This is a genomic window from Erwinia tasmaniensis Et1/99 (genome assembly GCF_000026185.1).
Lineage (GTDB): Bacteria > Pseudomonadota > Gammaproteobacteria > Enterobacterales > Enterobacteriaceae > Erwinia > Erwinia tasmaniensis.
Window position 1 is genome coordinate 422963 of sequence record NC_010694.1, and the last position, 23608, is coordinate 446570.

The following is a 23608-nucleotide window of genomic DNA, read 5'->3' on the forward strand; positions in this document are numbered from 1 at the left end:
CGGTCAGTGGCAAGGATGTGCCTGCTCAGCATAGAGGGTGGCGTGCTGGCTTGTCCCGTTGAAACGTTGCTGCGGGAGGATAATATCCTTCTGCGCCAGGCCTTCAGCAGCGGCCTGGCGCACTATAGCAGGGGCGAACGCGCTCCCCTGGTTATGCCTGGCGCCGCACGGCGATCGCTTCGATTTCGATTTTCACATCTTTTGGCAAACGCGCGACTTCCACGCACGAGCGTGCCGGGAAGTTGGCCTGATGTTCGGTGAAAAACGCTTCGTAGGTGGCGTTAACCGTGGCGAAGTCATTAAGATCTTTAACGAACACCGTGGTTTTCACGATGTCACCAACCTGCAAACCGGCGGCTTCTACAATCGCCCGCACGTTTTCCAGCGACTGGCGTGCCTGGGCGGCAATATCGTCCGCCACCGTGCCGGTAGTGGGATCGACCGGGATCTGGCCAGAGGTCATAATCATGCTGCCGAGGTCGACGCCCTGAACATAGGGGCCGATGGCGGCAGGCGCTTTTTCAGTACTGATTTCGCGAGACATTTTTTCTCCTGAAGTGATCTGAGACGATCCCCTGCATACCTGAAGCTGGCGTTGATATTGCCTGGCGAGGGGCACCCACATCCTGCCCGCCGCCGGCGCGAATTGCAAACGACAACGGTCAGCCGTTTGCCATCACCACATGGTGCGCGAACTCTTTTTCACAATATTTGCACTTCAGGTGCAGTTCATCATGGCGTTTTTTCACCGCGAAGCTGGAATCAACCGGCTCGCTGCGGCTGATACAGTTGCTGTTCGGGCAGGTCAGCACGCGGTCGATGCGATCCGGCAGCGTGGGGGAGAGCTTCGCCACCACGTTATATTCATCAATACGGTTTACCGTGGCGTGCGGGGCATACACCGCCAGCTGATTAACCTGATCGTCGGTCAGAAAGGTGTTCTCAATCTTGATCAGGTCTTTACGTCCCAGCTCCCCGGAGGGCAGGTTCAGGCCGATAGTAATGCGCTGATCGGTTTCCGTCAGGCGGAACAGCGACAGCAGCTTAAAGCCAACCAGTGCCGGAATATGGTCAATCACCGTACCGCGTTTAATCGCTTCGACCTGTAGTTTATTGTCCTGAGTCATGATTGTTCCCCTTACAGAGCCAGTTCGCGGTTGAGTACCAGCGCCAGAAGCGCCTGACGTGCGTAGATACCGTTGCCTGCCTGCTGGAAATACCAGGCGTGTGGCGTGTCGTCGACATTGTTATCGATTTCATCAATACGCGGCAGCGGATGCAGTACCTTCATATTTTCACGGGCACCGCTCAAATCGGCAGCGCGCAGCACAAACTGCGCTTTTACATTGGCATATTCCGAGGGGTCGAGGCGCTCTTTCTGTACGCGAGTCATATACAGAATATCTACCTGCGGAACCACTTCTTCAATGCTGTCATGCCGGGTCCAGGCAATGCCTTTTTCGTCGAGCATATCGGTGATATAGGCCGGCATTGCCAGCGCATCCGGAGCGATAAAATAAAAGCGATTGCCGTCGAATTTCGCCAGCGCCTGCGCCAGTGAGTGCACGGTGCGGCCATATTTCAGGTCGCCAACCATCGCGACATGCAGATTGCTCAAGCGCCCCTGGGTTTCCTGGATGGTGAACAGGTCGAGCAGCGTCTGGGTTGGATGCTGGTTGGCACCGTCTCCGGCATTCAGCACCGGCACGCCGCCGGAGAATTCGGTAGCCAGCCGTGCGGCACCTTCCTGAGGATGGCGCATCACGATGGCATCGACATAGGTGCCAATCACCGAAATGGTATCGGCCAGGGTTTCACCTTTCTTGCCCAGAGAGGTATTACCGCCATCGGCAAAACCCACCACCGAGGCCCCGAGCCGGTGCATGGCGGTTTCAAATGACAGGCGGGTACGGGTTGAGGCCTCAAAGAAGCAGCTGGCAATCACATTATGTTTCAGCAGTTCCGGCTGCGGGCTCGCTTTCAGGCTGGCGGCGGTGCGCAGCACCAGCTCCAGCTCGCTACGGTTGAGATCGTTAATGGAAATAACATGTTTGCGATAGAGCGGATTGGCCATCTTATCTTTCCTCTGTTGCCTGTCGCACCTGCATCAGTGCGGCGGGGCGAATCTCTTTTGCGCTGAATGGTGGGCAAAAAAAAGCCCCTCAATGAGGGGCTTATCTTTACGATCGGTGATGCCTGATACAGAGAAACGGCGCTGCCCACCGGCGAAATGGCGCGTTGGTGAGGCAATAGTTATGCGATTTAGTTTCATGCATCCTCCCGGCAAACGGGGTGCATTATACGCATCCCTCCGCGCCCGGCAAGGGAAAAAAGGGCACGGTTACCGCTTGCCTTGCCTGAACTATTCTTGCTGTGACAGCGTGGCGACCATCACCGCTTTGATGGTATGCAGGCGGTTTTCCGCCTGGTCGAATACCACGCTGTGCGCGGATTCAAACACCTCATCGGTCACTTCCATACCGCCGTGCAGATCGTACTGCTGCGCCATCTGCTGGCCGAGCAAAGTCTGATCGTCGTGGAAGGCGGGCAGGCAGTGAAGGAACTTCACCTGGGGATTCCCGGTCGCCTGCAACAGCGCCATATTCACCTGATACGGACGCAGCAGCGTGATACGTTCGTGCCACACCTCTTTTGGTTCGCCCATCGATACCCAGACGTCGGTATAAATAAAATCAGCGCCCTGTACCCCCGCAGCGATATCTTCGGTCAGGGTGATTTTCCCCCCGGTCTGCTGCGCCACATCGCGGCATTGGGCGACCAGCGCGGGATCCGGCCAGCAGCTCTTCGGCGCAACCAGACGCAGGTCGAGACCGACCAGCGCGGCCGCTTCCAGCAGGGTATTACCCATATTGTTCTGCGTATCGCCCACGTAGGCCAGCGTCATTTGGTTTAAGGTTTTTTCCGGCAGGTGTTCCTGCATCGTCAACAGGTCCGCCAGCAGCTGGGTAGGGTGAAACTCATTGGTCAGCCCGTTCCACACCGGCACACCGGCATGTTCTGCCAGCGATTCCACCAGCTGCTGGCCGTGGCCGCGATACTGGATGGCATGATACATACGGCCCAGCACGCGCGCGGTGTCTTTTATCGATTCTTTATGGCCAATTTGACTGCCGCTCGGGCCAAGCCAGGTGACGTTGGCGCCCTGATCGAACGCGGCAACTTCGAAAGAGCATCGGGTACGGGTCGAGTCTTTTTCGAAGATGAGCGCGATGTTTTTGCCTTTCAGGTACTGAGTTTCATCGCCTTTTTTCTTTGTGGCTTTAAGCCGTGACGCCAGCTTTAGTAACCCGTTGATTTCATCAGGAATGAAATCAAGTAGCCGTAGGAAGTGGCGCTGATATAACTGACTCATAAAGCACTCCAGGTAATCTATATTGAATTTAAATTCAATTTAACGGTATTAATATTCACATTCAACCCCCGCGTGCAGAAACTTTCGTTTAAAGGTAGTGGCGCAAACGGCACTGTGGGAAAATACTTGAAATAATGCCACTAAGAGGAACGGATCATGGCTAACGAAGCATTGCTGGAAGAGCAGCGTGAAGAAACGCGGCTAATTATTGAAGAACTGCTGGAAGATGGCAGCGACCCTGACGCGCTGTATACCATTGAGCATCATTTTTCCTGTGACAGCTTCGACGCGCTGGAAAAGGCAGCGGTAGAAGCGTTCAAGCTGGGCTACGAAGTCACCGAGCCGGAAGAGCTGGATCTGGAAGACGGCACGAAAATCATGTGCTGCGACATCCTTAGCGAAGGCGCGTTAAATGCCGAGCTGATCGACGTGCAGGTTGAGCAGCTGGTGGATGTCGCGGGTAAATTCAACGTTGACTACGACGGATGGGGTACCTATTTCGAGGACCCGGATGCGCAGGATGAAGACGAAGACGACGACGAGCACCTGGACGGCGAGGATAACGGCGTACGCCACTGATGCCGCACTGGCCGGGCTTAGTCCCGGCCAAAACCCGCTTATGGGGTTGAGCAATCCATACCGAATCCCTTCTTGCCCATTTCCTGCCTTTTCGCGCCGCAAGGCCAGTGGGATAAGCTGCCCGGACGATGAACTGCGCTCTTGTCGCGGCGTAACGCCCTTCAGTTAGCGCGGTGTTTCACAGCATTTTCAGCATTGTCACTTCACAGTCCACATGGCCGGTGGCTCCCATCGGGCCGTCAATATGGCGAAAGCCAAGCTGTTCATACAGGCGTATTGCGCGTGTCAGCGAGGCGGTCGTTTCCAGATAGCAGCGCGTAAAACCGCACTGGCGACCGTAATCCATCGCCCCGATCGCCAGACTGCGTGCCAGCCCGAGGCCACGCACGGAGGGCTGGAAATACATCTTTTGCAGCTCGCAAACGTCGGCATCGCTCCCCGTCAGCGGGGCAACGCCGCCGCCGCCGACAACCCTGCCCGCGATTTCCACTATCCAGTAGGCGCTGTTTTCCGCGCTGTACAGCTCATAAAGATGATCAAGATTGGGGTCCGAAATCGTATAGCCTTTGTCTGCCGTCAGGCCAAATTCTGCCGACACTTCACGAATAACGGCGGCGATATGCGGGTTGTCAGCGCGGGTGATAGGGCGTACGCGCGGGGCAGTCTCTGTCGGGGATGTCATACGTTTTGCTCATGGCGTTGCAGTTGCAGACTCGTGTAATAACATTGGCGGTGCCCGGATGCAATGACCGTTTTCTAAGTCCAGGTGGTCATTGTTAAAGGATGCTGTTAAGGCAGCCATCTGCAGCGGGCGTGAGCATAAAATTTGATCCTGGGCAAGCAGGTCTCTGCACGAGCAGCCTGCACGTTGCAATAGTGCCTTCTACATGGCAAATGGTAAAAGTGGGAACTTTTTACCGATTCACAACACTTATCCACCCTGAAAGTTAAAAAAAATTTAAATATTCTTTTTTTCAGGGGTAGCAACAATGTTTAGGATCGGTGGTTTAAGTATTTCAGGCTCACACTCAGGTGTGAGTTCAAGTTATTCAGATAGTGCTGGCGGAGCGACACGATATGGTTTGCACGATAATATCGGTTGCAGGGCTAATACAACAAAAGTCAGTGATTTTGTGGGCAGTAAATCCAACAACGCAATTCCGTCCCTGCTGGCTAATGCCACCCATAAAGGTGATGTTGTCACGGTAGCAAACTCAATGGCAGTGATGGCAGCAATGGGGCGGGGGCATGGTAAAGTGGTGGTTTCCGATTTGTCGGATGCACACCTCGCTGGCGTTAAATCAGTCATTGCGCTGGCCGAGAAGAATCACAATCAGGATGGCTGGCTTAAGGATGTGAAAAAGGAGCATGGCTCATCGTATGCTTCACATCTGAGTTTGTTGATCTCCCGAAACGGTGACGACCTCTCTTTTGAACAATTGCAGAGAAGGATCCGCAATCAGGATATTGCATTTTATCATGTCGATCTTGCCAGCTCTTCAGCCAGCGAGATTGAAAAGGATACGCCTCATGGTGTTTCTGCAGTTTATGCGAGCAACATCGAAATGTACTTAGGCGGCTTCCTGAGCAAAGATGGAAAATCATTCTCAGAAAGACAACAATCACTTGATAGCTTCAAAGAAAATCTGACCGGAATGCTGAAACACGATGGCATTCTCATTCACGGCAATACGATGGGGCCGATGGAATTGCACAGTTATCACGATGCCATTAATAACTGGCAGCCAGCCGCAACATAATAATCGATAACGTTGAGCTTAATGAAGTTCCGGGATTAATCCAGGTCAGTCTGGCAAGTGGAATAATATGCTGTGCCGCCATGTTGTGGTAAATGTTTATTTCAACCGGGCGCAACGGATCCTAATCTCAACCAGCATCCGCCTGGCTTTTTCACTGCCGCTGACAAAAGAAAACCAATGGTTTCTGGACGAGCAACGGGGCCGCGTTGTCACAGGCCGGCCAATAACAAAGGCCGGCCTGCACAGACAGGTTGCACTGATTGTCTTACAGCGCGGCGATCACCGCCTGCTGCTCGATCAGTTTGGTTTTAGCCAAAGCAAAATCGCTCAGGCGTTCACGCTCTTTTGCCACCACCGCTTCCGGTGCGCGTGCGACAAACCCTTCGTTACCCAGCTTGGCGTTGATTTTTTCCATTTCCACCTCCAGCTTAGCCACTTCCTTCGCCAGACGCTCCAGCTCGGCGGTTTTATCCACCAGGTCAGCCATCGGGATCAGCAGTTCAGCGCCATCAACCAGTTTGGTGACGGCAACCGGGCCTTTCTCGCCCGCAGGCAGCAGCTCCAGCGTCGTCAGGCGTGCCAGGGTTTTCAGGAAGTTGTGGTTGTCATTGACGCGCCGTACCACTTCATCACTGGCCCCACGCAGCAGCACATCCAACGGCTTGGCCGGAGAGATATTCATCTCATTACGGATATTACGCACCGCAACGATGGCCTGCTTAAGCCACTCGGTATCGGCCATCGCCACCTCGTCTACCCTGCTGGCAGAGAATGCCGGCATCGGCTGTAGCATGATGGTGTCGTCGCTGATATTTTTCAGCACTTTCACCCGCTGCCAGATGGTTTCGGTGATAAATGGAATAATCGGATGCGCCAGGCGCAGCAGGGCTTCCAGCACGTTCACCAGCGTATTACGCGTGCCGCGCAGCTGGGCCTCGTTACCGCCGTTCATGACCGGTTTGGCCAGCTCCAGATACCAGTCGCAGAACTGGTTCCAGGTGAACTCATACAGGATATTGGCGGCAATATCGAAACGGTAGCTGTCCAGCGCTTCGCGGTAGGCTTTCACCGTGCGGTTAAACTCGGCAAGGATCCAGCGGTCCGCCAGCGACAGCGCCAGTTCACCGCCGTTGAAGCCACAGTCGTGATCTTCGGTGTTCATCAGCACGAAGCGGCTGGCGTTCCACAGCTTGTTACAGAAGTTGCGGTAACCTTCCAGACGTTTCATATCCCAGTTGATATCACGCCCGGTTGACGCCAGCGCCGCCAGGGTAAAGCGCAGCGCGTCGGTGCCGTGCGGCTCAATGCCGTTCGGGAACTGCTTCTCGGTGCGCTTGCGGATTTTCTCAGCCAGCTGCGGCTGCATCATGTTGCCGGTGCGCTTCTCCAGCAGGTCTTCCAGCGAGATACCGTCAACCATATCCAGCGGATCGATAACGTTGCCTTTCGACTTGGACATTTTCTGCCCTTCATCGTCGCGGATCAGGCCGGTCATATAGACGGTTTTGAACGGCACCTGCGGCTTGCCGTCTTCATCTTTGATAAAGTGCATGGTCAGCATGATCATGCGCGCAATCCAGAAGAAGATAATATCGAAGCCGCTCACCAGCACGCTGGTAGGATGGAAGGTGCGCAGCGCTTCGGTATTTTCCGGCCAGCCGAGGGTGGAGAACGTCCACAGCCCGGAGGAGAACCAGGTATCCAGCACGTCTTCGTCCTGGGTCAGCACCACGTCCGCGCCCAGATTGTTTTCGGCGCGCGCTTCTTCTTCGCTGCGGGCAACGTAGACATTGCCTGCGGCATCATACCAGGCCGGAATGCGGTGACCCCACCACAGCTGGCGTGAGATACACCAGTCCTGGATATCGCGCATCCACGAGAAATACATGTTTTCGTACTGCTTCGGCACGAACTGGATATCGCCCTGTTCTACTGCTTCTACCGCCACTTTCGCCAGCGGGGCAGTGCGCACGTACCACTGATCGGTCAGCATCGGTTCGATCACCACGCCGCCACGGTCGCCGTAAGGCACCGTCAGGTCGTGCGGTTTGATCTCGTCCAGCAGGCCGAGTGCATCCACCGCCGCGACGATGGCTTTACGTGCGGCAAAGCGCTCCAGCCCGCGGAACTCTGCCGGGATGGTGGGATCGCAGGCGTCAGACTCTTCGCCATTGGTGTCATATACCTGAGCGGAATCGCGGATATCGCCATCGAAGGTCAGGATATTGATCATCGGTAAGCGATGGCGGCGGCCCACTTCGTAGTCGTTGAAGTCGTGCGCCGGGGTGATTTTTACACAGCCGGTGCCTTTCTCCATATCCGCGTGTTCGTCGCCGACGATCGGAATACGGCGACCCACCAGCGGCAGTACGAGGAATTTGCCGATCAGGTCTTTATAACGCGGATCTTCCGGGTTGACCGCCACGCCGGTATCGCCGAGCACGGTTTCCGGGCGCGTGGTGGCCACCACCAGGTAATCCTTGCCGTCGGCGGTTTTAACACCGTCGGCCAGCGGATAGCGGACATGCCACATGGAACCTTTCGACTCGCGGTTTTCCACTTCCAGGTCGGAAATAGCGGTGCGCAGTTTCGGGTCCCAGTTCACCAGGCGCTTGCCGCGGTAAATCAGGTTTTCTTTGTGCAGACGAACGAACACCTCTTTCACCGCGTTCGACAGGCCATCATCCATGGTGAAGCGCTCACGCTCCCAGTCGACGGAGTTGCCCAGGCGGCGCATCTGGCGCGTAATGGTGCCGCCGGACTCGGCTTTCCACTGCCAGATTTTCTCAATAAAGGCATCACGGCCGTAATCCTGGCGGGTTTTGCCTTCTTCTGCGGCGATCTTGCGCTCAACCACCATTTGCGTGGCGATGCCCGCGTGGTCAGTACCTGCCTGCCACAGGGTATTTTTCCCCTGCATACGCTGGTAGCGGATCAGGGTGTCCATGATGGTCTGCTGGAAAGCGTGGCCCATATGCAAGCTACCGGTCACGTTCGGCGGCGGGATCATGATGCAGAAGCTTTCCTGGGACGTATCGCCGTGCGGTTTAAAATAGCCCTGTTGTTCCCAGTGCTCGTAAAGCGGCTGCTCGATATCTTGCGGGTTATATGTCTTTTCCATTTCTGCTATGTCTTAGGCAAGGGGGGCGTTGCCGTATTCAAGTGGAAGCCAACGCTGCGATACGCTTTGTAGCGGTCGCGCGCCAGCTGTTTCAAAGATGCTTCATAGGGTACGAAGTCTATCACTTCATAGAAAGCGGTGGCAAAATCTGCAAACTGCGGCAGCAGGCTGATCAGCAGATCGCGCGGCGCATTGCCGCGCCGCTGCGGCCAGGCCAGTTCAACCGGGGCACCATACTTTGGCCCTTCTCCCGCCAGATTATGCGGGACAAAGGCGCTGGCTGGACGCTGCCACAGCGCTTCATCCAGCCGGATGGCTTGTGCTTCGTCTTCACAGGCGATCAACACGCGCTTCCCCTCACGCCAGCGGGCCTCGGCCAGCGAGCAGACCAGCGCTTCCTGAGCGCTCAGCTCGCCAACCGGAGCGTCGGTTTCCAGCAGATAGAAAGTTGCGTTTTTCATTAATGATGCCTGCTACACAATAAAACGAAGGAGTCCACGTTACCTGCACCCTGCGGGCGTGAGTCCGGGAAGATACGCCGCCAGCGTATTACTGACGGCACGATAGGTTTCCCTTCCGGTTTCTCTTTGCCGCGGTGAGTTAATCGTCGCCGTTCAGGCCTGCCCGATTCAGCAGGAACTGTGACAGCAGCGCGACCGGACGCCCGGTGGCACCTTTGGCCTTGCCGGAGCGCCAGGCTGTACCCGCCACGTCCAGGTGTGCCCAGTTGTACTTACGGGTGAAACGCGCCAGGAAGCAGGCGGCGGTGATAGCCCCGCCCGGACGGCCGCCAATATTGGCCATATCGGCAAAATTGGACTCCAGCTGATCCTGATATTCGTCGGCCATTGGCAGACGCCAGGCGCGGTCACCGGCCTGCTCGGAAGCGCCGATCAGCTCGTGCGCCAGCGGGTTGTGGTTCGACAGCAGGCCGCTGATATGGTGGCCAAGCGCAATCACGCAGGCACCGGTCAGCGTGGCGACGTCAATGACCACTTCCGGATCGAAACGCTCAACGTAGGTCAGGGCATCGCACAGCACCAGGCGACCTTCCGCATCGGTATTCAGCACTTCCACCGTCTGGCCGGACATGGTGGTCAGTACATCACCCGGACGATAGGCGCGCCCGCCCGGCATATTTTCACAGCCTGCCAGCACGCCAACCACGTTCAGCGGCAGGTTCAGCTCGGCGACCATGCGCATCACGCCGTACACCGACGCGGCACCGCACATATCGTACTTCATTTCGTCCATCGCTTCGCCCGGTTTCAGCGAGATGCCGCCGGTATCGAAGGTGACGCCTTTACCAACCAGCACGATAGGGCGTGCTTCCGCATCCGGGTTGCCCTTGTACTCAATCACCGACATCAGGGACTCGTTTTGCGACCCCTGGCCGACGGCGAGATAGGCATTCATACCCAGCTCTTTCATCTGCTGTTCGCCGATGACGCGCGTAGTGATATTTTTACTGTAGGCGTCCGCCAGCTGGCGCGCCTGCGAGGCAAGGTAGGCGGCGTTACAGATATTAGGCGGCATATTGCCGAGATCTTTCGCCGCTTTCACGCCTGCCGCCACGGCCAGTCCGTGCTGGATGGCGCGCTCGCCGCTGGTCAGCTCGCGGCGCGTAGGCACGTTGAATACCAGTTTGCGCAGCGGGCGGCGTGGTTCAACTTTATTACTTTTCAGCTGATCGAAGCTGTACAAGGCTTCTTTCGACGTTTCCACCGCCTGGCGCACTTTCCAGTAGGTATTGCGCCCTTTGACGTGCAGTTCGGTGAGAAAACACACCGCTTCCATTGAACCGGTATCATTCAGAGTATTGATGGTTTTCTGAATAACCTGCTTATACTGGCGTTCGTCAAGCTCACGCTCTTTTCCACAGCCAATCAGCAGGATGCGCTCAGAAAGGATATTAGGCACATGATGTAACAGCAGAGTCTGGCCGACTTTGCCTTCCAGTTCGCCACGGCGCAGCAGGGCACTGATATATCCATCGCTGATTTTGTCCAGCTGTTCAGCAATCGGTGACAGCCGGCGCGGTTCAAACACGCCCACCACGATGCAGGCACTGCGCTGTTTTTCCGGGCTACCGCTTTTTACACTGAACTCCATGTACTCTCCTGAATCTTGAAGACAACGGCGCTTGCTGCGGCTAGAATGGTTTACTTATGTAACCTACGAGCTGGCGCATTACGTCGTTATCAGATTGAGTTTTGGCGATATAAAGTTTTTTTGCCTCACCAAAACGCGATTGTTGTCATACAATTTTAGCTATGACGAGGGCCATTGGTAATAAAAATGGCGTATAAGCGATGAAACTAGCGATTTTCCTGCAAAAAGACAAGTTTTCACAGGCGTACTCAGTGTGATTATCATTAGATATCTGGTTCGGGAAACGCTCAAAAGCCAGTTGGCTATCCTGTTTATCCTGCTGCTGATCTTCTTTTGCCAGAAGTTAGTCAGGATATTGGGAGCCGCGGTGGATGGCGAGATCCCTACAAATTTAGTTCTGACATTACTCGGCCTTGGCGTGCCGCAAATGGCGCAATTAATCCTGCCATTAAGCCTGTTTTTAGCCATTCTGATGACGCTTGGCCGGCTCTATGCCGAGAGCGAAATTACGGTCATGCATGCCTGTGGTTTGGGTAAAAGCGTGCTGGTGAAGGCCGCCATGATCCTGATGCTGTTTACCGCGCTGCTGGCGGCGGTCAACGTTGGTTGGCTTGGCCCCTGGTCTTCACGCTATCAGAATGAAGTATTGCAAAACGCGAAGGCGAACCCAGGCGCTGCGGCGCTGGCAGCCGGGCAGTTCCAGCAGTCGGGGGATGGGCAATCGGTGCTGTTTATTGAAAACGTCAAGGGTGACACCTTTAGCAACGTTTTCCTCGCGCAGCTGCGGCCAAAGGGCAACGCCCGTCCTTCCGTCGTGGTTTCCGAACATGGTCATATGGAACAGCGCAGAGACGGTTCGCAGGTGGTGACGCTGGACCAGGGCACGCGCTTTGAGGGCACCGCATTGCTGCGTGACTTCCGCATTACCGATTTTAAAAACTACCAGGCGATTGTTGGTCATCAGGTGGTGACGCTTGACCCGAATGATTCAGAGCAGATGAGCCTTGATACCCTGTGGCATTCCGACAAGCCCGATTTTCGTAGCGAGCTGCACTGGCGTTTGACGCTGGTATTTTCGGTATTGATTATGGCGCTGATGGTGGTGCCGCTTAGCGTGGTGAATCCACGCCAGGGCCGCGTGCTGTCGATGCTCCCCGCCATGCTGCTGTATCTGGTGTTCTTCCTGCTGCAAAGTTCACTGCGCTCCAGCGGCGACAAGGGTCGCGTCGACCCGGCTATTGCGATGTGGACAGTTAACGTTGTTTATTTGGCGCTGGCCGTGCTGCTGAATGCGTGGGATACGGTGCCGATGCGCCGTCTGCGCGCTCGCTTTACCCGCGGAGGATCGGTCTGATGTTTGGCGTTCTTGACAGATATATCGGTAAAACGATTTTCAACACCATCATGGCAACGCTGTTTATGCTGGTGTCACTCTCCGGGATCATTAAGTTTGTCGATCAGCTGCGCAAAACCGGGCAGGGTGAATACACCGTACTGGGCGCCGGGCTGTACACGCTGCTCAGCGTGCCGAAAGATATCGAGATCTTCTTCCCGATGGCGGCGCTGCTCGGCGCGCTGCTCGGGCTGGGTGCGCTGGCGCAGCGCAGCGAGCTGGTGGTGATGCAGGCTTCCGGCTTTACCCGTATGCAGATTGCGGCATCGGTGATGAAAACCGCTATTCCACTGGTGCTGCTGACGATGGCCATCGGTGAATTTGTTGCCCCACAAGGGGAGCAAATGGCGCGTAACTTCCGCGCGCAGCAGCTGGTGGGCGGTTCGCTGCTCTCCACCCAGAGCGGGCTGTGGGCAAAAGATGGCGATAACTTCGTCTTTATCGAACGTATACGCGACGACAGCCAGCTTTCGGGTATCAGCATCTACAGTTTCGACCACGACCGCCGCCTTCAGACGGTGCGTTATGCCGCCTCGGCGAAATACAACGCGGATAAAAAACTGTGGGAGCTGGCGCAGGTCGATCAGTCCGATCTGACCGACGCGCAGCAGATTAAAGGCAGCCAGACGTTGAGCGGCGAGTGGAAAACCACGTTGACGCCGGACAAGCTGGGCGTGGTCGCACTCGACCCTGGGGCGTTATCCATCAGCGGCCTGTACAGCTATTCGAAATATTTGCAGCAGAGCGGCCAGATGGCAGGGCGCTATCAGCTCAATATGTGGAGCAAAATCTTCCAGCCGCTGTCGGTGGCGGTAATGATGCTGATGGCGCTGTCGTTTATTTTTGGGCCGTTGCGCAGCGTGTCGATGGGGATGCGTGTGATCACCGGTATCAGCTTTGGCTTCCTGTTCTACGTGCTGGATCAGATTTTCGGCCCGCTAAGCCTGGTCTACAATATTCCACCTGTCCTCGGCGCGTTGCTGCCCAGCGCGGCGTTTTTCGTGCTTAGCGTGGCGATGCTGATTAAACGGCGGTAGCTCTTCTGGGGTTATTTGGTGACCCGGTTGAGATTCGTCACATTGCGGTCAAGGTCAACAGCCCGGTGAAGTTCAGGTCAACTTCAAGTTCAAGGGCGTTCCGGCCGCCTTGCAGGCGGTCGGGAAGGGGTTTGCAGTCGCCCACCCCCCTTCACCCCGGGCTTGCGGCTGGCGCAGCGCCCACTGCGTGGGTGCCCTCAGCCCGCCTGCTTTCCGGCCGCACCGGACGTGAATCGACATCCTGTCTCAGCACGCCCTTTCGCCGACGTCCTGTCGGCTCATGCTGGAAATCAGCCGGGCTTCGGCGCGGCTTAACGCCGCCTGAAGGTCAAAGGCCAAGTCAAAGGTCAAGTCCAGGTCAAGGTCAAGTTCCAGGGCGTTCCGGCCGCCTGCTTTCCGGGCCACCTTAGGGCTTCTATTATCTGTCCTCACGGGTGTGCCACAGGCGCAGCATGTAGATAGTCGATTCGACTATCTCATAACGCATCTCGTAATGGCCGACATGGATCCTGCGTACATCTCTGGGGGCAAACTCTTCGAGTCGCTCACCAATGCGCGGGTTGGACAGCAGCGTGGTAGGTGCGGTGGTGAGTTGCTGCACTGTTCTTGCGGCGGCAGGTTGATTCACCGAGGCCAGAAACTCGTATAGTCGGCTAATGTCGGAAAGCGCCTTGCTTGTCCACTTAAATTCCATCAGCGCGGCACGGGCAACGGAGTGTCGGTGCTAAGACTCTCAGCCCAGGCCTGGACGGCTTGGTGGTCAATAACGCGTCCTGCGTCAACATCATCCAGGGCCTCACGGGTCAGGCGACTACGCTCTTCTTCCTGGTCTATCCAGGCAGAGAGAGCTTGCTTGACGATCCAGTTCTTAGATCGCTCCAGACGCTCAGCCATCAAATCGACTTTTTCCGCCAGTTGCACCGGAACGTGAGCTGTGACGGATCGGGTTTTTGCGGAGGTTGTCATGTGTGGATAATCCTGCATAATTGTGATTAATAATAAATCATAATGAATAATACTACGGCGTCAAGTGTCCCGTCAGATTGGGCTATACATTAACCTGATGTCAGGGCGCTTCTTGGCAATCCGTCAGGTTAGAGACTTAAATGTATATTGTTGACACTTGATATTAGCGGTCATAGATTTCAGCCAATTACACAATTTGACTTATACACTGGCAGCACCATTTTCGTGCCCAAAATTTCAAAAAACTAAGGATTGTTTATGTGGTGGCTAATCGTAGTCGCAGTCATAGCCATATTCTTGGTCGTAGTCCGTTGGGGGAGAGTGATGTCCGCTTCATTGGGCGAAATATTGGTGTCGCACTGTTTTCAGGAAAAAGATCAAAAGGATAAATCGGTTTTAGCGCTTTAGCGCGTGCAGAGAAACAGCCTGCCAGCCGATTACAGCACCAGCGGCAACAGCGACAGCAGGTAGAGAATCAACCCGATTGTTGCCCCCACCAGCGTGCCGCTGATGCGGATATACTGCAATTCCTTGCCGATATTCAGCTCGATCTGACGTGACATCTCTTTGGCGTCCCAGCTTTTCACCGTGTGCCTGATATGGTCGCTAAGAAATGCTGAGAATTCAGGCGCGACGCTGCTCGCGGCCTCTTCCATATGCTGATTCAGTGAGGCGCGCAGCGACTCATCCTGTAACAGCGTATCGCCAAACCACTGACCGGCGGCGCTGACCTTCGCATGCAGCAGCGAGTCCTCGCGGTTAAGATCCTCTTTCAGCCAGCCGCGCAGATCGCCCCAAAGCTGGCTGATATAACCGTTCAGCGCCTCATCCTGCTTGAGATACGTTTTGATCTCTTCGGCTTTCGTCTGCATCTCCGGGTCGTTACGCAGCCGTTCGATCAATCGCTGCACCGCACGATTAAATCCCTGGCGCAGCTGGTGGCCGCTATCATTTTCGATATCGTTCAGGATTGACTGCACCGCATCCGCCGCCAGCGCGGCGCTTTTCTCGCCCAGCCACTCGGTAGGCAGCATTTTTTCTTTCAGGGGATGTTCACGCTTCAGCCAGCGTACCACCTGATGCGCGATAAACTCATGGGTGGCCGGCTTATTGACCAGCTGTAGCACCTGAGCCAGCGCATCGTCCAGCAGCTGCTGATGGCGGTTATTTTTCGTCAGGCTCTCGAGGATCACCGCCATCGACTGGCTGAGATCGACCTTATCGATCGCCCGGTGGATGGCCCGCCGCATCAGGCTCTGAATACGCTGGTCGTCAGCAAGATCAAGAAAACCACGCATCATCTTCAGCAGATAGCCGCTCAGGCGGGCGGCATTTTCCGGAGCGCTCAGCCAGCGGGCAATAAGCTGCGCCGGATCGTGACGGCGGATCAGTGCCAGCAGCGACTCGCCGTTGAGGAACTTATCCTGCACGAACAGCGCGAGGTTGTCGGCGATCTTCTCCTGATTCTTCGAGATAATCGCCGTATGACGCGCCGCCAGCGGGATCGGCACATGGCGAAACAGCGCGCTGACGGCGAACCAGTCGGCTAAGGCCCCGACCATCGACGCTTCCGCCACCGCCTTCAGCCCGGAAATCCACAGGTTCGGCGCTGCATAGACCGGCCAGAGCACGGTGAAGATAAATAGCAGCGCTGCCAGCATCAGTAACAGCAACGGCAGGCGCTTTGCCCGCCGCAGTTCAGTTTCTTGATCCATATTACTTCTTACGACCGCCCATAATACTGCCCAGCACACCACGAATAATTTGCTGGCCGATCTGTCTGGCGGCACTTTTCGCCACGTTTTGTACCACGCCGTCGCGCTTGCCACCGCGTGGCCCGGTGCTGCCAAAAAGGATATCCTTCAGGCCGCCGAGAATTCCGCTATCCAGCGCCGCATCGCCTTTTGCTGCCGGAGCCTCTGCCTGTTCGCTGGCGGCCTGTACGCCCTGCTGCAACAGTTCGTAAGCCGACTCGCGGTCAGCCGCCTCCTCGTATTTTCCCGACAGCGGCGAGTGATTGATCAGCCCGTTGCGCTCGTCATCGCTGACCGGCCCCATACGCGAACCGGGGGCAATAACCGAGGCGCGCTGCACCATCGATGGACTGCCCTTTTCATCCAGGAACGACACCAGCGCTTCGCCGGTCCCCAGCTCCTGAATGGCGCTGACGGTATCAAACGCCGGGTTGGCGCGCATGGTCTGCGCTGCCACTTTCACCGCCTTTTGATCCTTCGGCGTAAAGGCGCGTAGCGCATGCTGCACGCGGTTGCCGAGCTGGCCGAGCACCGCGTCCGGGATATCCGCCGGGTTCTGCGAGACAAAATAAACGCCGACACCTTTTGAACGGATCAGGCGGATCACCTGTTCTATCTTATCCAGCAGCACCGCCGGGGCATCCGCAAACAGCAAATGCGCCTCATCAAAGAAGAACACCAGCTTTGGCTTATCCAAATCGCCCGCTTCCGGCAGCTGCTCGTACAGTTCGGACAGCAGCCACAACAGGCTGGTGGCGTACAGCTTTGGCATTTGATACAGCTTTTCGGCGGCAAGGATATTGATAACTCCTTTGCCGTTGGCATCGGTGCGCATCCAGTCTTTGATATCCAGCATCGGCTCACCAAAGAAGTACTCGGCTCCCTGCTGTTCCAGCGCCAGCAGGCCGCGCTGAATGGCCCCCACCGAGGCGCTGCTGATATTGCCATACTGGTTCTGGAAGGATTTGGCATTTTCTCCGATGTACTGGGTAGTGGCGCGCAGATCTTTGAAGTCGAGCAGCAGCAGGCCCCGATCGTCCGCCACGCGGAAGATGATGTGCAGCACGCCGCTCTGTACCTCATTGAGGTTAAGCAGACGCGCCAGCATCAGCGGCCCGAGGTCGGAAACCATGGCACGCACCGGATGACCGCGTTCGCCGAAAATATCCCACAGTACTACCGGGTTGGCCTGAACTTTCCAGTCTTTCACGCCGTTCTTAGCCAGCCGGGCGAGCAGCTTTTCAGACGCCACGCCCTCTTCGGCAATGCCGGTCAGGTCGCCTTTCACATCGGCCATAAACACCGGTACGCCAATGTTGGAAAAACTTTCCGCCAGCTTTTGCAGCGTCACGGTCTTGCCGGTACCGGTTGCCCCGGTGATCAGCCCGTGGCGGTTGGCCATAGCAGGCAGCAGATGCAGAGAGTGTTCAGGTGTTTGCGCAATCAGCAGCGGCTCGGTCATCTTCACATATCCATTTGGTTGCAGGTGGGGTGGGGCATAGTGTAAGCATAGCAGGCAACGTTATCGCTGGCTTCGCCAGGCTGCGCCTGAAGCGCGATAAAAAAGGCCACACGAGGTGGCCTGGGAAGAAGGCGGGGAGGGGACAGCCTCTCCACCTTTGAGAGACATTAAGAGATAAACTTCTGGCCCTGCTTCAGCACCAGATCGCAGGCTTTGGTTTTGACCTTCTTGCCCATCTCGCTATCGCCCAGCGACTTCAGGTTAACCTGCTGATTGTTGCCGGTATTCAGCAGGCCCATCAGACCTTGATTGTAGTCGGTACTTTGCTTCTGTTTTAATGAGTCTGCCAGCCCCAGCTTGCCAAGCAGCTGGTCTTTAACCGAAGACACGTTGTTGTCGACGATATTATTCTTCATGCAGTATTGCAGCACGCCGGCCGCATTGCTCATGCTGTTAGCGCTGAGTGATTTGTTACCGCCGTTGAGCAGCCCGGCCAGCGAGGCAAGGGATGCGCCGCCCTGGGTGCCGGTTGCCGAAGTGCCGCTGCCGTTCGCGTTCTGCCCCAGCGCGTTGGCAGCGGAGCTTAGCTGATCCTGCCAATTTGCGGCGTTGGCGATACCGCTAAAAAGCGCGCCGGACAGGGACAAGGCCAGGATCATCTTGGTTGCTGCTTTCATCATTTTATCCTTGAGTGTGATGTTGCACGCGGCTTCCACTCTGGCACCGCGCCGTTGAATACCTTTTCGGACTGCCGGATAACCGATGAGTTCCCCGTACCACGGCCAGGCTTCAATTATGGCGTATGGTTTAAGAAAATTCTGCAAAAGAAGTGAATGAAAGTCTTCAACAACGTTGCGGAAAAGGTCGTCAATATTGGAAATGATGCCCCTTCGCAAGGTCAATGGCGGTGAGCCATTGCGGCCCTGTGCATGTTTTTTCATCATTCAGTCGGTGCGCGACGCGAATAAGGTTGCGTAAACAGGGGGTAACGGTATAATCCACAGCGTTTTCCGCATACCCTTCAGTGCCGAAGTGGCGAAATCGGTAGACGCAGTTGATTCAAAATCAACCGCCGCAAGGCGTGCCGGTTCGATTCCGGCCTTCGGCACCATAAGTATGCAAATAGACCTCGATGGAGGTCTTTTTTTATGCCTGAAATCCAGTCCCCGCAAGGCTTTGCCCCGCTTTTCAGTCAACCGACGTCAATCTGATTCAATCTATATCAAATTACTGATGCGGTTACATCTGCTGCGGGTATATCCCGGTTCGATTATGTTTGTACCCACACAGAACCCTTGAAAGGATACTCAACATGGCTCTGAGTGATGTAAAGGTTCGTTCGGCAAAGCCTGAAGTAAAAGCCTGTAAACTGACTGATGGCGACGGCATGGTTTTGCTGGCTCACCCTAACGGCTCAAAATATTGGCGGCTTCGTTATCGCTTTGGCGGCAAAGAGAAGATGCTGGCACTGGGAAAATACCCTGAAGTGTCGTTGGCAGATGCCAGGGCTCGCCGGGATGAAGCCCGTAAGCTGTTAGCAAATGGCGTGGATCCCAGTGAAAACAAGAAAGCCTTTAAGGTAGAGCAGGAGCAAGAGGCTATAACGTTTGAAATGGTCGCCAGAGACTGGCAAGCCAGTAATCAGAAATGGTCGGCATCGCATAGCGCTCGTGTATTGAAAAGTCTCGAAGATAATCTCTTTGCTGCTATTGGTAAGCGGAACATTGCTGAATTGAAGACACGTGATCTGCTTGTACCAATCAAGGCTGTCGAGTCATCCGGGCGACTCGAAGTCGCCGCTCGTTTGCAACAGCGAACTACCGCAATTATGCGCTTTGCTGTGCAGAGCGGATTAATCGACTACAACCCCGCTCAAGAGATTGCCGGTGCGGTTGCTACGGCGAAAAGACAGCATCGTGCGGCGTTAGAACTTAGCCGCATTCCTGAATTACTTCATCGTATCGATCACTATTCTGGAAGACCATTAACTCGGCTGGCTTTGGAACTCACGCTGTTAGTTTTCATTCGTTCAAGCGAACTGTGTTTTGCGCGCTGGTCAGAAGTGGATTTTGAAACCGCTATGTGGACGATTCCGGGAGAGCGTGAACCATCGGAAGGAGTTAAACATTCTCAGCGTGGTTCAAAGATGCGGACGCCTCATCTTGTTCCTTTGTCGCGTCAAGCTCTCGGCATTTTGGAAAAGATCAAAAGTATGAGCGGAAACCGTGAGCTGATCTTCGTTGGTGATCACGATCCACGTAAACCGATGAGTGAAAACACTGTCAATAAGGCTTTGCGGGTTATGGGCTACGATACGAAAGTTGAAGTCTGCGGGCATGGTTTTAGGACGATGGCGTGTAGTTGACTTATTGAGTAAGGATTTTGGTCGAGGGATGCGGTAGATCGACAGATGCGTCATCAGGAGCGTAACTCTTTGCGTGCGGCTTATATTCATTAGGCGGAACATCTTGGGGAGCGCAGGTTGATGTTGTAGTGGTGGGCTGATTTTCTAGATGCGAATCGGGATAGAAGAGAAGAACCATTTAATTTTGAAAAAAAAAAATAAAAAAAATGACTGGTATGTTCATTAAAACCAATAGGTTAACACGATTTAGGCAGTCTAGTAGAGAACAACCCTTACCGTAGTACGCTGTGTACTACTTGCGTATCGTAACGGTTATAGTTACATTAACCCTATCGCTGGTGTAGTACGTAGCCTACTACAGCGATAGGGGAGTGTTCATGTAGTGGGGCTACAGTTCACTCTCATTACTCTTGTAAAAAACCATTAATTGAAGAGGAATGAAAAATATGAATCTCAAAAAATACCAGCACATCCTAATGAATGCAACAATGAAAAGACTACGTATGGCACCTATAGCCATTTTTCTATATGTGGTGCCGGTCTTATCATTGCAGATGGACTTGGAAGTTCATATGGGTGATACGAACGTCAAGCAATCGATTATCTTGAAGACTAACTAATGGAGAGAGGGGAGGTATCTCCCCTACCTGACCTATGAATGTTACTGTTAGATTAGAAGAAATTGCGCATGTCCGTTTAGGAATGCCGTTTAAAACTGCAATAAATGATCTTGGCGTTGAAGGTAAGTGTTATTTAATTCAGTCAAAAGATATTGATATAGAGGGTATTTTACGTATGGAAGATCTTGCGAGGGTATCTCCTCCGGTCGATCCAGAAAAGCATTATCTTCAAGATGGGGACATTCTTCTACGCGTGCGAGGGCCAAATTTTGCAGCGGGAGTGTTTACGGGTTCAAAAACATTACCTAGTGTTACAAGTAATCAAAATGCAATAATAAAGTGCAAAGAGAATAAGGTATTGCCTGGTTATTTACACTGGTACATTAACTCATCATTAGGCCAAAATTATTTCCACAGGATGAGTGAAGGGACTAATATTACTAAGCTAAGTTTAAAAATCCTTTCTGATATGGAAGTTAAACTTCCATCTTTAGATATTCAATCTGATATTGTCAAAATAAAAAATAACTGGGAAAAACAAAGGGATATTCATAGGAGGGTTGTCGATAATGGCAATTTATTATATCTCAAAGTTTGCTTTAACTTGCTTAGAGAAGGTGATTAATGATGTCTATAGTTGATGAGAAAGAAACCAAAAAAATTATCTCGGATATATTTAATATTTTCAGAGGGCGTTTAGATGCTATTCAGTGTTTAGATTATATTATATCTTTGATATTTCTAAAGTATATATCTGATTTGATCTGTGATATCAATGAAGATAGAGTATCTGATAACGATTTAAGATTGAAAGAACTTTTATCTAATGTTCCTAAAGGTATGAGTTTCTATTCGATATCCTCAGAAATTAATCATGGAGGTATAGGTGAAAGGATTAATACAGCACTGAGTTGCTATGATGAGGCTATTTTTCAATCATTATACAAATGTGATAGTAGGATCTTCAGTGACATAGACTTTACCTCTGATAGGCTTGGTCCGGCCAGAGGCAGAGATGCTTTTTTAAGTGAGTTGATGCATATTTTTAATTCTAGAGAATTTCAATTCAATTATTATAATGATGGCGCAGATAGAATAAGTTTAATATGTAGTATTCTATTTGAAAAAACAGCGTCTGAAGCAGGCCTAAGAGGTGGGGATTTTTATACTCCACATGGAGTTTCGGCGTTGTTATCTGAGTTGGTTTCACCTAGGGCAGGGGATTCAATCTATGATCCAGCCTGTGGAACTGGCTCGCTTTTATTAAGTGCTGTGCACAAAATACCTTATATAGAAAAATGCCAAAACCATAATGTATATGGACAAGAGATAATAAAGGTCTCATGGAATATTGCGTATATCAATATGTTTTTACATGGGGTTTACTCTTGTAAAATAAAGTGGGGAGATGTCTTTCAAAATCCCCAGTTTAAAAATTCAAAAAGTGAATTGGCAAAATTCGATGTCGTACTTTCAAATCCTCCATTCTCTATGTCCAATTGGGGAAATAAAGAGGCTTTGAGCGATAGATTTGGTCGTTTTGCTATGGGAGTTCCTCCACAATCTAAAGCTGATTATGCATTTATTTTGCATATGATTGCATCTCTGAAAGACGACACAGGGAGAATGGCAGTCGTGGTTCCCCATGGTGTATTATTTCGTGGGGCAAATGAAGCTCTAATTAGGATGAATTTAATTAAGGAGAATTTATTAGACGCCGTTATCGGTCTGCCTGAACGTTTGTTTTTATCAACAAATATATCAACTGCGATTTTAATATTTAGAAAAAATAAGATGGATTCAAACGTTTTGTTTATAGATTCAACGATACTTTTTGAAAACTCAAAAGGACGAAACTATATAACAGGCGAGCACATTAAGAGAATATTAAAAGCTTTCCACGAAAGACAAGATGTCTGCAATATTTCCCATGTTGCCTGTTTGAGTGAAATTGAGCATAATGACTATAACATCAACATTACCAGATATGTTAAGCGTGTTGAGGAAATCCAAGATATTGATCTATACTCTTTAATCGATAAACAAGAGGAATTACTAGCAGAGCTACATTACTTAGAAAAGGAGATGAAATCATATATTGGTTATTGAACGATAAACTAGTACCTAAGGGTACTAGTCTTGTTTGATATTTTTATATCTATATGTAATTTTAGAGTGTGTTAAGATTTTAATTAAATAGGTGAATTTTTTAATATGACCAGTGATTATAAGCCAAGGGCATCTTATTCAACTTAACTCTGTGTTCACGCCAGTTCGGTAGGTACATATTCTTCAGGCCGATAAAAAGCTCATTGTGTTTACGTTCGTGAAGATGAACAAGTTCGTGGACCACAATGAATTCAAGGCATTCAGGAGGTTTTTAACTAGTTCGAGATTGATCCAGACACGCGCAGACTGAGGGTTACAGCTACCCCACTTAGTCTTCATACGCTTGATACCAACAAAGCTCGCTTCAACCTTCATCTCGGGCTGCCATTTGGCCATCGACTTGGGCAGTCTATGTTTTAAAATACTGCGATACCATTGGTTGAGAACTGCTTCCCGTTGGGCTGTGTCGTAATGTGGAGGAACTTTCATGCGTATCCAACCCCGCTGAAGTTTTACTTCAGCGGGGTTATCCACTAAAACTACATCCAGTCGATATCCTCTTCCCCAAAGATAGTTTGATTCTCCACTACACATTTCTCGTTCACTCTGGCGTTGACCTGCCCCCAGGATTAGATACAACGCTCAGTAAGTAATGTCAGATCCTTCACTATCAGAATTAGCCTTTCTCCAACCCGCCACAAATTCAGACGGCGTCTGATAATTCAGCGTGGAGTGCGGGCGGCATTCGTTATAATCCTGACGCCATTCACTGATGGTCTTTCTGGCATGAATGACATCGCTGAACCCGTGCTCATTCAGGCATTCATCGCGAAAGCCCCCGTTAAAACTCTCAATCAATCCGTTCTGTGTCGGCTTGCCGGGATGGATAAGCCGCAGCTGCGGTAGTGGTAGACCGTTCGGCTCTGCATCATCAGCCGGCATCCCCTGCGAACTCCG

19 protein-coding genes, 1 tRNA gene and 3 pseudogenes are annotated in these 23608 nt (G+C 52.9%); 8 read left to right on the plus strand and 15 right to left on the minus strand.

The genetic code is table 11. The features are described from left to right. Positions 1-151: 151 nt before the first annotated feature. From ridA to argF, 4 genes are all read right to left on the minus strand, one after another. Positions 152-544, minus strand: coding sequence for a 2-iminobutanoate/2-iminopropanoate deaminase (gene ridA / locus ETA_RS02935; RefSeq protein ID WP_042958564.1), 393 nt, complete (start codon positions 542-544; stop codon positions 152-154). A gap of 118 nt (positions 545-662) precedes the next feature. After that, positions 663-1127: an aspartate carbamoyltransferase regulatory subunit gene (pyrI, locus tag ETA_RS02940; protein ID WP_012440123.1), complete on the minus strand. Its 465-nt coding sequence runs from the start codon at positions 1125-1127 to the stop codon at positions 663-665. A gap of 11 nt (positions 1128-1138) precedes the next feature. Continuing rightward, entirely contained in the window at positions 1139-2074 is a 936-nt protein-coding gene (gene pyrB / locus ETA_RS02945) for an aspartate carbamoyltransferase (protein WP_012440124.1), read from the minus strand. A 288-nt stretch (positions 2075-2362) separates the two neighbouring features. After that, the gene (gene argF, locus ETA_RS02950) at positions 2363-3373 is read right to left on the minus strand and encodes an ornithine carbamoyltransferase (RefSeq protein ID WP_012440125.1); all 1011 of its coding nucleotides are present in this window, start codon (positions 3371-3373) and stop codon (positions 2363-2365) included. Between the two features lie 156 nt (positions 3374-3529). Between argF and rraB the strand changes: the two genes are divergently transcribed. Continuing rightward, entirely contained in the window at positions 3530-3952 is a 423-nt protein-coding gene (gene rraB, locus ETA_RS02955) for a ribonuclease E inhibitor RraB (RefSeq protein WP_012440126.1), read from the plus strand. Between the two features lie 178 nt (positions 3953-4130). Here the strand turns inward: rraB and ETA_RS02960 are convergent, their stop codons facing one another. Continuing rightward, complete coding sequence (locus tag ETA_RS02960; RefSeq protein WP_012440127.1) at positions 4131-4634, minus strand: GNAT family N-acetyltransferase; 504 nt, start codon at positions 4632-4634, stop codon at positions 4131-4133. A gap of 307 nt (positions 4635-4941) precedes the next feature. On the opposite strand from ETA_RS02960, the gene ETA_RS02965 reads away from it, so the two are divergent. Continuing rightward, positions 4942-5712 (plus strand): hypothetical protein, encoded by a 771-nt coding sequence (locus ETA_RS02965; RefSeq protein ID WP_012440128.1) that lies wholly within the window; start codon positions 4942-4944, stop codon positions 5710-5712. Positions 5713-5977: 265 nt separating this feature from the next. Here the strand turns inward: ETA_RS02965 and ETA_RS02970 are convergent, their stop codons facing one another. The 3 genes from ETA_RS02970 to pepA all read right to left on the minus strand — a co-directional run bounded on the left by ETA_RS02970 (position 5978) and on the right by pepA (position 10945). Beyond that, a complete protein-coding gene (locus ETA_RS02970) occupies positions 5978-8833 on the minus strand; it encodes a valine--tRNA ligase (RefSeq protein WP_012440129.1) in 2856 nt (951 codons plus the stop codon). 5 nt (positions 8834-8838) lie between these two features. Then, positions 8839-9294, minus strand: coding sequence for a DNA polymerase III subunit chi (locus ETA_RS02975; RefSeq protein WP_012440130.1), 456 nt, complete (start codon positions 9292-9294; stop codon positions 8839-8841). A 139-nt stretch (positions 9295-9433) separates the two neighbouring features. After that, positions 9434-10945 carry a leucyl aminopeptidase gene (pepA, locus tag ETA_RS02980; protein WP_012440131.1) on the minus strand — a complete coding sequence of 504 codons (1512 nt, stop codon included), beginning with the start codon at positions 10943-10945 and terminating at the stop codon, positions 9434-9436. A gap of 253 nt (positions 10946-11198) precedes the next feature. On the opposite strand from pepA, the gene lptF reads away from it, so the two are divergent. Further along, positions 11199-12299 (plus strand): LPS export ABC transporter permease LptF, encoded by a 1101-nt coding sequence (gene lptF / locus ETA_RS02985; RefSeq protein ID WP_012440132.1) that lies wholly within the window; start codon positions 11199-11201, stop codon positions 12297-12299. Next, the gene (gene lptG, locus ETA_RS02990; protein WP_012440133.1) at positions 12299-13375 is read left to right on the plus strand and encodes an LPS export ABC transporter permease LptG; all 1077 of its coding nucleotides are present in this window, start codon (positions 12299-12301) and stop codon (positions 13373-13375) included. The genes lptF and lptG overlap by 1 nt, the downstream gene beginning before the upstream one ends. Before the next feature lie 418 nt (positions 13376-13793). Here lptG and ETA_RS02995 read toward each other — a convergent pair whose 3' ends face one another. The 5 genes from ETA_RS02995 to ETA_RS03015 form a co-directional block, all read right to left on the minus strand. Beyond that, positions 13794-14069, minus strand: a complete 276-nt coding sequence (locus tag ETA_RS02995; RefSeq protein WP_042958568.1) for a type II toxin-antitoxin system RelE/ParE family toxin — start codon at positions 14067-14069, stop codon at positions 13794-13796. Continuing rightward, entirely contained in the window at positions 14069-14341 is a 273-nt protein-coding gene (locus tag ETA_RS03000; RefSeq protein WP_012440134.1) for a CopG family ribbon-helix-helix protein, read from the minus strand. The genes ETA_RS02995 and ETA_RS03000 overlap by 1 nt, the downstream gene beginning before the upstream one ends. A 437-nt stretch (positions 14342-14778) precedes the next feature. Then, positions 14779-16056: a DUF445 domain-containing protein gene (locus ETA_RS03005; protein WP_012440135.1), complete on the minus strand. Its 1278-nt coding sequence runs from the start codon at positions 16054-16056 to the stop codon at positions 14779-14781. A 1-nt stretch (position 16057) separates the two neighbouring features. Beyond that, the gene (locus ETA_RS03010; RefSeq protein ID WP_012440136.1) at positions 16058-17557 is read right to left on the minus strand and encodes a helicase HerA-like C-terminal domain-containing protein; all 1500 of its coding nucleotides are present in this window, start codon (positions 17555-17557) and stop codon (positions 16058-16060) included. A gap of 167 nt (positions 17558-17724) precedes the next feature. Beyond that, positions 17725-18234: a DUF2501 domain-containing protein gene (locus ETA_RS03015; protein ID WP_042959239.1), complete on the minus strand. Its 510-nt coding sequence runs from the start codon at positions 18232-18234 to the stop codon at positions 17725-17727. 349 nt (positions 18235-18583) lie between these two features. On the opposite strand from ETA_RS03015, the gene ETA_RS03020 reads away from it, so the two are divergent. From ETA_RS03020 to ETA_RS03040, 4 genes and pseudogenes are all read left to right on the plus strand, one after another. After that, positions 18584-18668, plus strand: a tRNA-Leu gene (locus ETA_RS03020). Between the two features lie 201 nt (positions 18669-18869). Next, a pseudogene (locus ETA_RS03025) lies at positions 18870-20123 on the plus strand (tyrosine-type recombinase/integrase). 453 nt (positions 20124-20576) lie between these two features. Next, entirely contained in the window at positions 20577-21167 is a 591-nt protein-coding gene (locus ETA_RS03035) for a restriction endonuclease subunit S (protein WP_012440139.1), read from the plus strand. Between the two features lie 2 nt (positions 21168-21169). Continuing rightward, positions 21170-22651 (plus strand): N-6 DNA methylase, encoded by a 1482-nt coding sequence (locus ETA_RS03040; protein WP_157861831.1) that lies wholly within the window; start codon positions 21170-21172, stop codon positions 22649-22651. Positions 22652-22751: 100 nt separating this feature from the next. Here the strand turns inward: ETA_RS03040 and ETA_RS03045 are convergent. Together ETA_RS03045 and ETA_RS03050 are read right to left on the minus strand one after the other, a co-directional pair. Beyond that, a pseudogene (locus ETA_RS03045) lies at positions 22752-23272 on the minus strand (YgjP family zinc-dependent metalloprotease); the annotation flags it as partial. Positions 23273-23293: 21 nt separating this feature from the next. Further along, a pseudogene (locus ETA_RS03050) lies at positions 23294-23551 on the minus strand (integrase core domain-containing protein); the annotation flags it as partial. Between the last annotated feature and the right edge of the window lie 57 nt (positions 23552-23608).

Coding starts and splice junctions, on each gene's coding strand:
- ETA_RS03015 (WP_042959239.1), bottom strand. CDS start 18,234: ATGAAAGCAGCAACCAAGATGATCCTGGCCTTGTCCCTGTCCGGCGCG.
- ridA (WP_042958564.1), bottom strand. CDS start 544: ATGTCTCGCGAAATCAGTACTGAAAAAGCGCCTGCCGCCATCGGCCCC.
- pyrB (WP_012440124.1), bottom strand. CDS start 2,074: ATGGCCAATCCGCTCTATCGCAAACATGTTATTTCCATTAACGATCTC.
- ETA_RS02995 (WP_042958568.1), bottom strand. CDS start 14,069: ATGGAATTTAAGTGGACAAGCAAGGCGCTTTCCGACATTAGCCGACTA.
- ETA_RS03035 (WP_012440139.1), top strand. CDS start 20,577: ATGAATGTTACTGTTAGATTAGAAGAAATTGCGCATGTCCGTTTAGGA.
- pyrI (WP_012440123.1), bottom strand. CDS start 1,127: ATGACTCAGGACAATAAACTACAGGTCGAAGCGATTAAACGCGGTACG.
- lptG (WP_012440133.1), top strand. CDS start 12,299: ATGTTTGGCGTTCTTGACAGATATATCGGTAAAACGATTTTCAACACC.
- ETA_RS02965 (WP_012440128.1), top strand. CDS start 4,942: ATGTTTAGGATCGGTGGTTTAAGTATTTCAGGCTCACACTCAGGTGTG.
- ETA_RS02960 (WP_012440127.1), bottom strand. CDS start 4,634: ATGACATCCCCGACAGAGACTGCCCCGCGCGTACGCCCTATCACCCGC.
- pepA (WP_012440131.1), bottom strand. CDS start 10,945: ATGGAGTTCAGTGTAAAAAGCGGTAGCCCGGAAAAACAGCGCAGTGCC.
- ETA_RS02975 (WP_012440130.1), bottom strand. CDS start 9,294: ATGAAAAACGCAACTTTCTATCTGCTGGAAACCGACGCTCCGGTTGGC.
- ETA_RS03010 (WP_012440136.1), bottom strand. CDS start 17,557: ATGACCGAGCCGCTGCTGATTGCGCAAACACCTGAACACTCTCTGCAT.
- ETA_RS03000 (WP_012440134.1), bottom strand. CDS start 14,341: ATGACAACCTCCGCAAAAACCCGATCCGTCACAGCTCACGTTCCGGTG.
- ETA_RS03040 (WP_157861831.1), top strand. CDS start 21,170: ATGTCTATAGTTGATGAGAAAGAAACCAAAAAAATTATCTCGGATATA.
- ETA_RS02970 (WP_012440129.1), bottom strand. CDS start 8,833: ATGGAAAAGACATATAACCCGCAAGATATCGAGCAGCCGCTTTACGAG.
- argF (WP_012440125.1), bottom strand. CDS start 3,373: ATGAGTCAGTTATATCAGCGCCACTTCCTACGGCTACTTGATTTCATT.
- rraB (WP_012440126.1), top strand. CDS start 3,530: ATGGCTAACGAAGCATTGCTGGAAGAGCAGCGTGAAGAAACGCGGCTA.
- ETA_RS03005 (WP_012440135.1), bottom strand. CDS start 16,056: ATGGATCAAGAAACTGAACTGCGGCGGGCAAAGCGCCTGCCGTTGCTG.